Source organism: Streptomyces sp. SudanB182_2057 (genome assembly GCF_964272715.1).
GTDB lineage: Bacteria > Actinomycetota > Actinomycetes > Streptomycetales > Streptomycetaceae > Streptomyces > Streptomyces rubradiris.
The window spans coordinates 5,138,047-5,150,975 of record NZ_OZ186798.1 but is presented as its reverse complement, the minus strand read 5'-3'; the positions used below and the strand labels follow the sequence as shown (position 1 = coordinate 5,150,975).

At 73.5% G+C, this 12,929-nt stretch carries 9 protein-coding genes; 1 reads left to right on the top strand and 8 read right to left on the bottom strand.

All coding sequences use genetic code 11. From position 1 onward, the window contains the following. Positions 1–274 precede the first annotated feature (274 nt). From ACSURM_RS22645 to ACSURM_RS22620, 6 genes are all read right to left on the bottom strand, one after another. Entirely contained in the window at positions 275–2,584 is a 2,310-nt protein-coding gene (locus ACSURM_RS22645) for a xanthine dehydrogenase family protein molybdopterin-binding subunit (protein WP_436957476.1), read from the bottom strand. Next, the gene (locus ACSURM_RS22640; protein WP_436957474.1) at positions 2,581–4,869 is read right to left on the bottom strand and encodes a 2Fe-2S iron-sulfur cluster-binding protein; all 2,289 of its coding nucleotides are present in this window, start codon (positions 4,867–4,869) and stop codon (positions 2,581–2,583) included. Before ACSURM_RS22640 ends, ACSURM_RS22645 begins: the two co-directional genes overlap by 4 nt. Next, positions 4,866–5,759: an FAD binding domain-containing protein gene (locus tag ACSURM_RS22635; protein ID WP_436957472.1), complete on the bottom strand. Its 894-nt coding sequence runs from the start codon at positions 5,757–5,759 to the stop codon at positions 4,866–4,868. Before ACSURM_RS22635 ends, ACSURM_RS22640 begins: the two co-directional genes overlap by 4 nt. A 281-nt stretch (positions 5,760–6,040) precedes the next feature. Continuing rightward, positions 6,041–7,678, bottom strand: a complete 1,638-nt coding sequence (locus ACSURM_RS22630; RefSeq protein WP_436957471.1) for a beta-N-acetylhexosaminidase — start codon at positions 7,676–7,678, stop codon at positions 6,041–6,043. Between the two features lie 189 nt (positions 7,679–7,867). Next, positions 7,868–8,152: a DUF3039 domain-containing protein gene (locus ACSURM_RS22625; protein WP_030610517.1), complete on the bottom strand. Its 285-nt coding sequence runs from the start codon at positions 8,150–8,152 to the stop codon at positions 7,868–7,870. A gap of 29 nt (positions 8,153–8,181) precedes the next feature. Beyond that, a complete protein-coding gene (locus ACSURM_RS22620) occupies positions 8,182–8,754 on the bottom strand; it encodes a YqgE/AlgH family protein (RefSeq protein ID WP_436957469.1) in 573 nt (190 codons plus the stop codon). Between the two features lie 275 nt (positions 8,755–9,029). Here ACSURM_RS22620 and murA point away from each other — a divergent pair, with 275 nt between their 5' ends. Continuing rightward, the gene (gene murA, locus ACSURM_RS22615) at positions 9,030–10,370 is read left to right on the top strand and encodes a UDP-N-acetylglucosamine 1-carboxyvinyltransferase (protein ID WP_189754253.1); all 1,341 of its coding nucleotides are present in this window, start codon (positions 9,030–9,032) and stop codon (positions 10,368–10,370) included. 189 nt (positions 10,371–10,559) lie between these two features. Here murA and ACSURM_RS22610 read toward each other — a convergent pair whose 3' ends face one another. Both ACSURM_RS22610 and ACSURM_RS22605 read right to left on the bottom strand, forming a co-directional pair. Then, positions 10,560–10,841 (bottom strand): HU family DNA-binding protein, encoded by a 282-nt coding sequence (locus tag ACSURM_RS22610; RefSeq protein WP_023550134.1) that lies wholly within the window; start codon positions 10,839–10,841, stop codon positions 10,560–10,562. A gap of 327 nt (positions 10,842–11,168) precedes the next feature. Further along, positions 11,169–12,584: an NAD-dependent malic enzyme gene (locus tag ACSURM_RS22605; protein WP_289969449.1), complete on the bottom strand. Its 1,416-nt coding sequence runs from the start codon at positions 12,582–12,584 to the stop codon at positions 11,169–11,171. Between the last annotated feature and the right edge of the window lie 345 nt (positions 12,585–12,929).

The window sequence follows — 12,929 nt, the reverse complement described above, 5'->3', positions numbered from 1 at the left end:
CCCCGGGCAGGTGCCCCCACCGCTTCGCAGCCTACGCCGCACCACTGACAACGGCCGCCACCAGGCAAGACGCCGTCCGGGCCGGGCACGTTGCCTGCCCGGCCGGATCGGCGCCCAGGGGTCCGTACGCCGTCCGGCCCGGGGGAAGTAGATCCCGCCGAGGACAACGGCCGGTGCCGCCACGGCGAACAGCGGGATTCACCGAGCGAACCCGCCCGGCCCGGGGAAGGGGTTCGTCACGCGGCTCGCCGGACGGGGACGGGCAGAGCGCCGCTCACCGGTCCGTGGCCACCGCCGCCTGCGGGCGGATCGGGAGGCGGTTGACCGGGCGGCCGGTGGCGGCGCGTACCGCGGAGGCGATCGCCGCCGGGGCCGTCACCACCGGGACCGCGCTGACCGACTTGGCGCCGAAGGGGGCGACCACGTCCCGCTCCTCGACCAGCTTGACGATCCGGATGTCGGGGGCGTCCAGGGCGGTCGGGAGGGCGTAGCCGGTCAGGTCGGGGTGGCGGACCAGGCCGCGCGGCGCGCGCAGGTTCTCGGTGAGGGCGATGCCCACGCCCTGGGTGACGCCGGCCTCGATCCGGGCCGTCAGCTGGGCCGGGTTGAGGACCCGGCCGACGTCCTGGGCGACCGCCAGCTCCACCACCCGCACCGAGCCCAGCTCGACGTCCACGTCGACCACCGCGCGGATCGCGCAGAACGCGAGGCCCACGAAGGCGTCACCCTGCCCGGCGGCGTTCAGCGGCTCGGTCGGGTGCGGGCGGCACTGGGCCGTGGCCCACAGCTCCTTGCCCTCCAGCGCCTCCATGACGGTGGTCGACAGCACCCCGTCGTACGAGGTGATCTTGCCGTCGGTGATCTGGAGCAGCTCCGTCGACATGCCGAACTTGTGCGCGAGCGGCTGGAGGAGCTGGGTGCGGACCATCTTCGCCGCGCGCTCCACCGCGCCGCCCGACACCCAGGTGTGCCGGCCCCGGCAGCCCGCGCCGGCCGGCGGCTGGTCGGTGTCGACGGGCGCGACGTGGACCTCCTCGACGCCCAGGGTCTCCTGGACGATCTGCCGGGCCAGCGTGGTGAAGCCCTGGCCGGTCTCCACGGCGGCGCACAGCACGGTGGCCACCCCGTCGTGGACCTTGACCGTGGCCGTGGACACCTCGTCGGCGCCCTCCGCGCCCAGCATGTGCACCATGCCCAGGCCGTAGCCCACGCCCCGGCGCACCGCGCCCGGTTCGCCCGCGCCCTCGGGGCCGCCGGGCAGCAGCCACTCCTCCTCGGGGGTGTCCTTCGGCAGCGCGGGCAGCGGGAAGTCCCGTACGGCCTGGAGGAGTTCGGCGACCGGCGCCGGGCAGGTCACGGTCTGGCCGATGGGCAGGACGTCCCCGGTCGCCAGGACGTTGCGCAGCCGCAGCTCGGCCGGGTCCTGGCCCAGTTTCCGCGCCAGTTTGTCCATCTGCGCCTCGTAGGCGGCGCACACCTGCATGGCGCCCTCGCCGCGCACGTGGCCGGAGGGCGGGTTGTTGGTGCGGACGGCCCAGCCCTCGATGAACGCGTTCGGGACGACGTACGGGCCGCACGCGAAGGAGACGGCGGCGGCCAGGGCGTCGGCGGAGGTGTCGGCGTACGCGCCCGCGTCCAGCAGGATCTGCGCCTCGACCTTGACCAGGCGGCCCTCGGCGTCGGCGTGGTGGCGGTAGCGCAGCAGGGTGGGGTGGCGGTGGGCGTGGCCGAGGAAGGACTCCTCGCGGGTCGCCGTCAGCTTCACCGGGCAGCCGGTGCGCAGGGCGAGCAGGCCGAGCGGGAGCTGGAAGCCCTGGTCCTCGCGGTCCGCCGTGGCGCCGGGCACCCCGGTGACGACGATCTTCACCCGATCTGGGGACAGGCCGTAGCAGGCGGCGGCCGTGTTGCGGTCGGTGTGCGGGTCGGTGGAGGCCAGGTACAGCTCCACCCCGCCGTCCGGGCGCGGCACGGCCAGACCGGCCTCGGCGCCGATGGGGGCCGGGTCCTGGCGGCCGATGCGGTACAGGCCCTCGACCACGACCTCGCCGACCGCCTCCGGGTCGCCGTGGCGCAGCGGGATGTGCCGGATCAGGTTGCCGTCGGGGTGCAACGGCTCGGCCTCGAAGGCCTGTTCCGGGTCGGTGACGGGGTCGAGGACCTCGTACTCGACGATGACGGCGGCGGCGGCCATCCGCGCGGTGTCCGGGTGGTCCGCGGCCACGGCGGCGATGGGCTCGCCGTGGTGGCGTACGGCGTCGGAGGCGAACACCGGCCGGTCGGGCGTGCCGCGGCCGTGGCGGGGGGTGCCGGGCACGTCCTCGTGGGTGATGACGGCGCGGACGCCGGGCATCTCGCGCGCGTGCGTGGTGTCGATGGACACGATGCGCGCGTGCGCGTGCGGGGAGCGCAGTACGGCCGCCCACAGCAGGCCCTCGGCCCACAGGTCGGCGGCGTACGGGAAGGTGCCCTCGGTCTTGGCGCGGGCGTCGGCGTGCGGCAGGGAGACACCGAGGCCGTGCGGCGACGGCTCGGCCTCGGGGGCGGGTTCCGGGGCGGTGGTCGCGATGCCGGCTTCGTTGCTCACGCCTGGCCTCCGTCCTGGCCGTAGTGCTGCTGGTCCTGCGGTCCCGGCGGCGTGGTGCCGTACGGGTCCGGCGTGTCGTAGTGCTCCGGGGGCCGGGGGGCGGCGAACGCGCCGGGGGCCTCGAAGGCCGACGGGTGGACGCCGCCGGAGCCGGGGGCCGCCTGGTGCGGGATACGTGCCTCGTCCGCGTCCGTCTCGTGGCCGGCGTGGGACGCCTCGCGCTCGGCGACGACCTCCTTGACGGCCTCCAGGACGCCCCGGTAGCCCGAGCAGCGGCACAGGTTGCCGCACAGGGCCTGCCGGGTCTCCAGCTCGGTGGGCGCCGGGTTGCCCTCCAGCAGGTCGTGCACGGTCATCGCCATGCCGGGCACGCAGAAGCCGCACTGCACGGCGCCGCAGCGGGCCAGCGCGCGCTGGACGTCGGAGGGCCGTCCGTCCACGGCCAGGCCCTCGACCGTCCGGACCTCGCTGCCGGCCGTGGTGACCGCCGGGACCAGGCAGGACGCCACCAGCCGGCCGTCCACCTGGACGTTGCAGGCCCCGCACTCGCCCTGCGAGCAGCCGTCCTTGGCGCCCGCGAGACCGAGCCGTTCGCGCAGCACGTAGAGCAGCGACTCGCCGATCCAGGCGTCCGTCACCGGCCGGTCGGTGCCGTTGACCCGCAGGACGTACGAGGCGAGGGGGTGGTCGTCGTGCGGCGGCAGGAGGGCGGCGGGCTCTTCGACGCCGTCCAGTACGGGTTCCCGGGGTTCCTGACTCTCCTGGGGGTCCCGAAGCTCCCCGGTCTCCGGGTTTTCCCGGGCCGGCGGGGCGTCGTCGGCGGCGCCGTCGTCCTCGGACGGCGCCGTGGCGGCGGGCGCCTCGGCGGGTTCCGCCGGGACCGGGGGCGCGGCGGCCTCGGGTACGGCGGCCTCGGCCGGCTGCTCCGCGGTCTCGAAGGCATCCACGGCATTCACGGCATCGACGGCATCGATCGCACCGGTGGCGTCGGCGGGTTCCGCCGGGTGGGCGGCGGGCCGCTCGGCCGCTGCCGGTGTGTCGGTGTGCCCGGTGCCGGGCGTGTCGGCCGGGGCCGCCGGGTCGGCCGTCGTCACCGGGTCCCCGGGGCTCAGGTGGTTCCCGTGGTCCCCGAGGGCCTCCGGGGAGGCCGTGTCCGCCGCTGTGGCGGGCTGGGACGCGGAGGCCGGCTCCGTGGGCTGTTCGTGGCCCGACGGGGCTTCCGCAGGGCGCTCAGGGGCTTCGGCGAGGCCGTGGGCGTCCGCTTCCGGCGCCGTGCCGGCACCGGTCGGCGAAGGCTCCGGTACGGCCGGTTCGCCGGGCGCGCCGGACGTGCCCGCGGTGCCGGGCGCGACCGTACCGCCGGGCGTGTCGCCGTCGGCCGCGTCGCCGTGCCCGGCGTGGGCGGGCCCGGCGTGGGCGTGCCCGGCGTGGGCGGGCCCGGCCACGTGCCCGTGCTCGGCGTGCCCGGCGTCCGGGTAGCCCGTAGGGGCAGGCTCGGCAGCGCCCTCGGCATGCCCCCCGTCGGAGTAACCCGCGTCCGCGGGCACAGCTCCCTCGTGAGCGTCCTCGGTGTGCCCGGCGTCCACGTAACCGGTGACACCATGCCCAGCACCCTCCGCGTGCCCGGCATCCCCGTAGCCGCCCCCGTGCCCGTCCCGGTAGTCCTCGCCGTGCGGGGCGGGTCCGTGGCCGTACCCCGGCTCGGGGGCGTACGCCTCCGGTGCCGGGTCCGACGGGTGGGCGGCGGTGTGGTCGGGGGCGTCCCAGGGGCGGGGGGCGGCCCAGGGGGCCGGGGCGCCGCCGGGCAGGGTGGCCGGCGGGGTGCCGCCCCACTGCTCGACCAGCGAGGACGTGGTGTACTCGCCCGACTCGTCCGGCAGCTCGCCGCCGGCGACGGGGATGGACCACTGCCCGGTGACGTCGTGCCCGGGGGCGGCCGGTGCCGCGGCCTCCTCGAAGGTCCACTGCTGGGTGGCGCCGGGCTCGTAGGTGAACCGGTCGTCCGCCGCGTGGGAGGAGGCCGGCGCGGCGTTCGGGTCGGGCCACCGGCCGTCCTCGGGCGCCGGCCAGCCGGCCGTGCCGTCGGTGTGCGTGGCCGTGATCGGCGGCGGTACGTAGCCGTGGCCCGGCGCGGCCAGCGGGCTGTCGCCGGTCAGCAGGGCGTCGATGCCCCCCTCCGGGAGCTGGACGAAGGCCGTGGCGCCGTCGTCGTAGTCGCCCTGGGGCAGCGGGTTCCAGCGTCCGCCGCCCTGGGGCGTGCCCTCTCCGTGCTGGTCGTCGGTCACGACAGCGCCCTCCCCAGTGCTCGTCGGGCCAGCGCGGCGACGGTGCGCCGCAGGTGCAGTACGGCGGGCGGAAGCGGGACCACCGTGCCGTCGGGCTCGGGGGCCGCGTCGGGGATGCAGGCCGCGGCGACGTACTCGCCGAAGGCGTGCAGGGCCTCCGGGACGAGGGCGCGGTCGTTGTCCCAGTCGATGAGTCCCGCGATCCACTGCTCGGCCTCCAGGGGCCGCAGCGGCATCGGCGCTATGGCGCCGACGGCGCAGCGCACGCCGCGCCGGGCGGGGTCGAGGACGAGGGCCACGGAGGCCAGCGCGCGGCCCGGGCCGGTGCGTCCGGTGGCCTTGAGGAAGACCTGCGGGGCGTGCAGCAGCGGTACCCGGACGTAGCCGATGAGTTCGCCGCCGCGCAGCATCTCCACGCCGGCCAGCAGGTGCGACACGGGGATCTCCCGGCGGGCACCGCCCGGGCCCGCGATGATCAGCGTCGCTTCCAGGGCGGCCAGCACCGGCAGCGCGTCCCCGGTGGGGGCGGCGGAGGCGATGTTGCCGCCCAGGGTGCCCGCGTTGCGGATGTGCGGCGGGCCGGCGGCGCGCGCGGCGGCGGCGAGCGCCGGGATGAGGGCCGCGAAGTCGGGGCGGCCCATGCGCGCGTGGGTCAGGCCCGCGCCGAGCAGCGCGTGGCCGTCCTGGTACTGCCAGCCGCGGATCTCGCTGATGCGGCCCAGCCCCACCAGCGCGGCGGGCCTGAGCTGGCCGGAGTTGACGGCGGCCATGAGGTCGGTGCCGCCCGCCACGGGGACGGCGGTGGGCATGGCCGCGAGGGCCGCCACCGCCTCGTCCAGCGTCGTGGGCAACGTGACGGCCTGTGCCGTCCGCGGTGCGTGCGTGGTCAAACCGGCTGCCCCTTCCCGCTGCCCCACCTGGTCCCGCCTGTGTTGCCGTACGGTACGTGCTGACAGGGCGGACGACGCAACTCTGGCACATCTTCGCAACGCCCGAACGCGGGGGTCCGCTAGGAGGCTTTCGCCCACCTCACCGGGGGGTTGGTCCGGTTTCGCACGGCTTCGGTGGTGCGGGCGGATTGCCACTCTTCGGTGATACTGCCGGGGTTTTTCCGGCACTTGTTCGGGGGCGGGGAGGCGCGGGGCGGGGCAGGCCCGGAAGTGCCGTGCGGTCAGCGGTTCGGGGGCGGTCCCTCGATCGGGCGGCCGGGCACGCCGGGGCGGCGCTGCCACGGGCGGGGTCCGGTGGGTGGCCGGTAGGCGACGCCGAGGGCGTCAAGTCGCCGATAGTGGGCGGTCATCCGGCGCTCGAAGTCCGCGTAGTCCCGGTCGGCGGGGGCGGGCAGCGGACTCCAGGCGACCTCGGCGAAGGCGGCGAGGCGGGGGAATGCCTGGTAGTCCACGCGGGCGGAGTCCTCCATCACCTCGGTCCACAGGTTGGCCTGGGTGCCCAGCACGTGCCGGGCCTCCTCCTCGGTGAGCCCGGCGGGCACCGGTTCGAACCGGTAGACGTCCTCCAGGGTCCGCACGAAGCCGATGGGCACGGGTTCGTCGCCGCCGGGGGCCTGCCGGTGGTCCAGGTACACGTACTGCTCCGGGCACATGACCACGTCGTGGCCGGCCCGGGCGGCGGCGATGCCGCCCGCGTAGCCGCGCCAGGAGGCGACGGCGGCGCCCGGCGCGAGTCCGCCCTCCAGGATCTCGTCCCAGCCGATGAGGCGGCGCCCGCGCGCGGCGAGCCAGGTGTCGAAGTGGCCGATGAACCAGGACTGGAGGGCCTCCTCGTCGGTGAGGCCGAGGTCGGCGATGCGGGTCTTGGCGGTGACGGACTCGGTCCACTGCTCCTTGCGGCACTCGTCGCCGCCGACGTGCACGAACGGGGAGAACTCGGCGGCGTCGGCGGGGAACAGCTCCAGGACTTCCTCGAACACCCCTTCGTAGAAGCGCAGGGTGGTGTCGGTGGGGGCGAGCACGTTGGACGAGATGCCCCAGGTGTCCCAGACGGAGAGGGCCGCGGTGTCGACGACGTCGGTGTTGCCGAGTTCCGGGTAGGCGGCGATGGCGGCCTGCGAGTGGCCCGGTACGTCGATCTCGGGGACGACGCTGATGTGCCGCTCGGCGGCGTAGGCGACGATCTCGCGGATGTCGTCCTGGGTGTAGTAACCGCCGTGCGGTTTCTCGTCCCACAGCGGTGAGGCGCGGTGGCCGAATTTGGTCCGCGAGCGCCAGGAGGCGATTTCGGTCAGTTTCGGATAGCGCCTGATCTCGATCCGCCAGCCTTGATCGTCCGTCAGGTGCAGGTGCAGGACGTTGAGTTTGTGCGCGGCCATCAGGTCCAGATAGCGCAGCACGCCCTCCTTGGGCATGAAGTGCCGGGCGACGTCGAGGAGCAGGCCGCGCCAGCGGAAGCGGGGGGCGTCCTCGACGACCCCGGCCGGGACGGAGGGCGCCGCGGCCGGGCGCAGCGGGGCCCGGCGGAAGGCGTCGGCGCCGAGCAGCTGGCGCAGGGTCTGCGCGCCCCAGAACACGCCGGCCGGGCCGCCGCCGCGGATCTCCACGCCGTCCCCGGCGATGGCGGTGAGCCGGTACGCCTCGGGGGCCAGGGTGTCGTCCAGCAGCAGCCGTACGCCGTCGCGGGCGTCCGGCGGCCCGGGGCGCAGCGGCAGGTTCAGGGCCGCGCCGAGGGTGGCGCGCAGCCAGCGTTCGGTGCGTTCGGTGCCCGGAGCGGCCCACAGTGTGGTGTCCGGGCCGAGCGGCACGCCCGGTCCGGTGGGCTCCTCCACGGCGCGCGGCGCCGGAATCAGTTCCACGTCCTCAGCCCCCTGGGGGTCGTTGCAGTATGCGCAACGGGCGTTGCACAAAGCGACACCTCGAAGGCTAGGCACTGCGCCGGGCCCCCACAAGAGGTCTGGACCAGTCGACGGCCGGAAAACGCGAAGATCCCCGGGGCGCACCGCACGCGCCCCGGGGACCTCACCGCCTCCGGCCGGGCCGGGGACCTACTTGTCGCCGCCCTTGCCCTTGTCGTCGCCGCCGCTGCCCATGGATTCGTAGATCTCCTTGCACATCGGGCAGACGGGGTACTTCTTCGGGTCGCGGCCCGGCACCCAGACCTTGCCGCACAGCGCCACGACGGGGGTGCCGTCGAGGGCGCTCGCCATGATCTTGTCCTTCTGGACGTAGTGGGCGAAGCGCTCGTGGTCGCCGTCGCCGTGGGACACCTGCGGCGTCGGCTCTACGAGGGTCCCCGTACCAGTCCCGCGCTCGGGCTCGAGAGTGCTCATAACAGCCAGGGTACTGAAGCTCACACGCATCAGTTGAGCGAAGGGTCGTCCGGATACGTGGCCACCATCGCCAGCTCGCTGCGCTGGCGGCGCAGCACCTCGCGCCACAGCCGCTCCGGGGCCGGCGAGGACACGTCGCCCGGCTCGGACTCCACGACGTACCAGGCGCCCTCCACCAGCTCGTCCTCCAGCTGGCCGGGGCCCCAGCCCGCGTACCCGGCGAAGATCCGCAGGCTGCCCACGGCCGGGGCGAGCAGCTCCGGCGGGGCCTCCAGGTCCACCAGGCCGATCGCGCCGTGGACCCGCCGCCAGCCGAGCGGTGCCCGGTCGCCGTCGGCGCCGCCCGGGATGACCGCCACGCCCAGCGCCGAGTCCAGCGACACCGGGCCGCCCTGGAAGACCACACCGGGCTCGCCGGCCAGGTCGGCCCAGCCCTCCAGGATGTCGCCGACGACCACGGGGGTGGGACGGTTCAGGACGACACCGAGGGAACCCTCCTCGTCGTGGTCGAGGAGGAGCACCACCGCACGGTCGAAGTTCGGGTCCGCCAGGGCGGGAGTGGCCACGAGCAGCCGCCCTGTGAGCGAGGACACCTCGGTCATGCCAGACATGATCCCGCATCTTCCCCGGGTGTGGGGAGCCAATCGGGGGCACGGAGGTGAAGCCGGTCGGGACCGGGTCACGCCCCCGGCGCGCACCCGGGGCGCCGGTGACCCCATGTGCCCGAAAGGGAACGGTTCGTGTTGTGACACAGCTATGACGGACTGGCCGGGTACTGGGCTTACGGGAGGGGGGTAATCGGCGATTACCCTGTCTTCCCGGCCCCTGCGCACAGTGATCGGCCGGCCCCTGACCAACTCATCGGAACGCGAGATTCATGACCGTCAACGACGATGTCCTGCTTGTCCACGGCGGAACCCCGCTGGAGGGCGAGATCCGTGTCCGCGGTGCGAAGAACCTCGTACCGAAGGCCATGGTCGCCGCCCTGCTGGGCAGCGAGCCGAGCCGACTGCGCAACGTTCCGGACATCCGTGACGTGCGCGTCGTGCGCGGCCTGCTCCAGCTGCACGGGGTGACGGTCCGTCCGGGCGAGGAGCCGGGCGAACTGGTGATGGACCCGACCCGGGTGGAGAGCGCCAACGTCGCCGACATCGACGCCCACGCGGGTTCCAGCCGCATCCCGATCCTCTTCTGCGGCCCGCTGCTGCACCGTCTCGGCCACGCGTTCATCCCCGGTCTCGGCGGCTGTGACATCGGCGGCCGGCCCATCGACTTCCACTTCGACGTGCTGCGGCAGTTCGGCGCGACGATCGAGAAGCGGGCCGACGGGCAGTACCTGGAGGCTCCGCAGCGGCTGCGCGGCACGAAGATACGGCTGCCCTACCCGTCCGTCGGCGCGACCGAGCAGGTGCTGCTGACGGCCGTACTGGCCGAAGGCGTCACGGAGTTGTCCAACGCGGCCGTCGAGCCGGAGATCGAGGACCTCATCTGCGTGCTGCAGAAGATGGGCGCGATCATCGCGATGGACACCGACCGCACGATCCGCATCACCGGTGTGGACAAGCTGTCCGGCTACACCCACCGCGCCCTGCCGGACCGCCTGGAGGCCGCCTCCTGGGCCTCGGCGGCGCTCGCGACCAACGGCGACATCTACGTCCGCGGCGCCCAGCAGCGCTCGATGATGACGTTCCTGAACACCTACCGCAAGGTGGGCGGCGCCTTCGAGATCGACGACGAGGGCATCCGTTTCTGGCACCCCGGCGGGCAGTTGAAGTCCATCGCCCTGGAGACGGACGTGCACCCCGGTTTCCAGACGGACTGGCAGCAGCCGCTGGTGGTGGCCCTGACCCAGGCCACGGGCCTGTCCATCATCCACGAGACGGTCTACGAGTCCCGGCTCGGCTTCACCTCCGCCCTGAACCAGATGGGCGCGCACATCCAGCTCTACCGCGAGTGCCTGGGCGGCTCCGCCTGCCGCTTCGGCGCGCGCAACTTCCTGCACTCCGCGGTCGTCTCCGGCCCCACCAGGCTCCAGGGCGCCGATCTGGTCATCCCCGACCTGCGCGGCGGCTTCTCGTACCTCATCGCGGCCCTCGCCGCCGAGGGCACCTCCCGTGTCCACGGCATCGAGCTGATCAACCGCGGCTACGAGAACTTCATGGACAAGCTCGTCGAACTCGGCGCGAAGGTCGAACTGCCGGGCAAGGCGCTCGGCTAGGTCCCACGGACACCGAAAGGGCGGCCCCCCTGTGGAAGGGGGGCCGCCCTTTTCGGCGTCCTAAGCCTGAGACGCCCCGAAGGGGCGCGGGGCCGTGTCGATCAGCGGCTCCGCCGCGGGGCGCGATCAACCACAGCGGCCCCGCAGCAGCTCACGGCGCTCAGTGGGCCGGCGCTCAGCGCGGAGCGATTACTTGCCCTTGGCGGCTTCCTTGAGCTTGCTGCCCGCGGTGACCTTCACGCTGTAGCCGGCCGGGATGTTGATGGGCTCGCCGGTCTGCGGGTTGCGCGCGGTGCGAGCGGCACGGTGGGTGCGCTCGAAGGTCAGGAAGCCAGGGATGGTGACCTTCTCGTCGCCCTTGGCGACGATCTCGCCGACGGTCTCGGCGAACGCGGCCAGCACGGCGTCGGCGTCCTTGCGGGTCACCTCGGCGCGGTCGGCCAGCGCGGCCACCAGCTCACTGCGGTTCATGTTGTTACTCCCGTATTTTTCTTGCCGTTGGGGTGTGCCACGCGGCGGTACGCCGCCCGAGGCACTGCGATGCCGATGCGCTCGCGCCCTTGGGGGTGCCCCCCGGAGGGACAGGGTCCCTGCGGGAGCATCCTGCCCCTACCTGCGGCGGGAAAGCCAATCCGGCACCCGTAGGAGTCGTGAGAACACCCTGGGGAGTCACACGAAAAGCGCCCGCTCGGCCGTCACCCTAGAGCGCGCCCGGCATCCGGTGGTTCCACGACGCGCCGGTGCGGGGGGCCGCCGTGGTGATACTCACAGCCCCCCGCACCGTACGTCACGCCGTGGTCAGGCCGTCGCGCCGGCCGCCTTGGCGGCCTCCCGGACCGCCCCGGCCACGGCGCCCGCGACCTTGTCGTTGAAGACGCTGGGGATGATGTAGTTCGGGTTCAGCTCGTCCTCGCTCACCACGTCGGCCAGGGCCTTGGCGGCGGCGAGCATCATCTCCGTGTTGACGGTGCGGGACTGCGCGTCCAGCAGGCCGCGGAAGACGCCCGGGAAGACCAGCACGTTGTTGATCTGGTTCGGGAAGTCGGAGCGGCCGGTGGCCACGACGGCCGCGGTCTGCCGGGCGATCGCCGGGTCCACCTCGGGGTCGGGGTTCGCGAGCGCGAACACGATGGCGCCCTCGGCCATGGCGGCCACGTCGGCGCCGTCCAGGACGTTCGGGGCGGAGACGCCGATGAAGACGTCGGCGCCGCGCACGGCCTCCTTCAGGGTGCCGGTGAGGCCCTCGGGGTTGGTGTTGTCGGCGATCCAGCGCAGCGGCGAGTCGGCCGGGGCGTTCACCAGGTCCTCGCGGCCGGCGTGCACGACACCGTGGATGTCGGCGACGACGGCGTTCTTCACGCCGGCCGCCAGCAGCAGCTTCAGGATGGCCGTACCGGCCGCGCCGGCGCCGGACATGACGACCCGGATGTTCTGGATCGCCTTGTCCGTCACGCGCAGCGCGTTGGTCAGGGCGGCGAGCACGACGATGGCGGTGCCGTGCTGGTCGTCGTGGAAGACCGGGATGTCCAGGGCCTCGCGCAGCCGGGCCTCGATCTCGAAGCAGCGCGGCGCGGAGATGTCCTCCAGGTTGATGCCGGCGAAGCCCGGGGCGATCGCCTTGACGATCTCCACGATCGCGTCGGTGTCCTGGGTGTCCAGGCAGATCGGCCAGGCGTCGATGCCGGCGAAGCGCTTGAAGAGGGCCGCCTTGCCCTCCATGACGGGCAGCGCGGCCTTGGGGCCGATGTTGCCGAGGCCCAGCACGGCGGAGCCGTCCGTCACGACCGCAACGGAGTTGCGCTTGATGGTGAGGCGGCGGGCGTCCTCGGGGTTCTCGGCGATGGCCATGCAGACGCGGGCCACGCCGGGCGTGTAGACCATGGAGAGGTCGTCACGGTTGCGGATGGGGTGCTTCGACGCCATCTCGATCTTGCCGCCGAGGTGCATCAGGAACGTACGGTCGGAGACCTTGCCGAGCGTGACGCCCTCGATGCCGCGCAGCTTCTCGACGATCTCCTCGGCGTGCGCCGTGGAGGTGGCCGCGATGGTGACGTCGATACGGAGCTTCTCGTGGCCGGACGCGGTGACGTCGAGGCCGGTCACCGAGCCCCCGGAGGACTCCACGGCCGTGGTGAGCTGCGAGACGGCCGTTCCGCTCGCGGGCACCTCCAGCCGGATCGTCATCGAGTAGGAGACGCTGGGCGCCGTTGCCATGGCCGACTTCCTCTGCTTTCACCGTGTCGCGAGTTGTGCCGTCCGATCGTCGCACCTACCACTCAGTACGTGGTAGTCGCCCTGGATTACGGACGTTTTGTTCACGCGACATTCCCTGTGGGGTGCGTGGTTTCGGAAAACTACTTCCACCATACGAGAAACGGTCGGGTGTGGAAAGAGGTCGCCGGGGCAAAGAAAGAGGCCCACGTCACATCCGTGACGTGGGCCTCCCACGCATATGACACCGACCCGCCATGCTCGCCTCGCGGCAAGTGGTCGCTCGTAGCGACGAAGGTTGGGCCCGGGGGCTTGGATCGGGCCGGTGCCACACCAAGGCTAACAAAC

What these genes read in the sequence shown, in the direction of transcription:
- ACSURM_RS22625 (WP_030610517.1), bottom strand. Translation starts at nt 8,152, where the DNA reads ATGAGCACTCTCGAGCCCGAGCGCGGGACTGGTACGGGGACCCTCGTA.
- ACSURM_RS22620 (WP_436957469.1), bottom strand. Translation starts at nt 8,754, where the DNA reads ATGACCGAGGTGTCCTCGCTCACAGGGCGGCTGCTCGTGGCCACTCCC.
- murA (WP_189754253.1), top strand. Translation starts at nt 9,030, where the DNA reads ATGACCGTCAACGACGATGTCCTGCTTGTCCACGGCGGAACCCCGCTG.
- ACSURM_RS22610 (WP_023550134.1), bottom strand. Translation starts at nt 10,841, where the DNA reads ATGAACCGCAGTGAGCTGGTGGCCGCGCTGGCCGACCGCGCCGAGGTG.
- ACSURM_RS22605 (WP_289969449.1), bottom strand. Translation starts at nt 12,584, where the DNA reads ATGGCAACGGCGCCCAGCGTCTCCTACTCGATGACGATCCGGCTGGAG.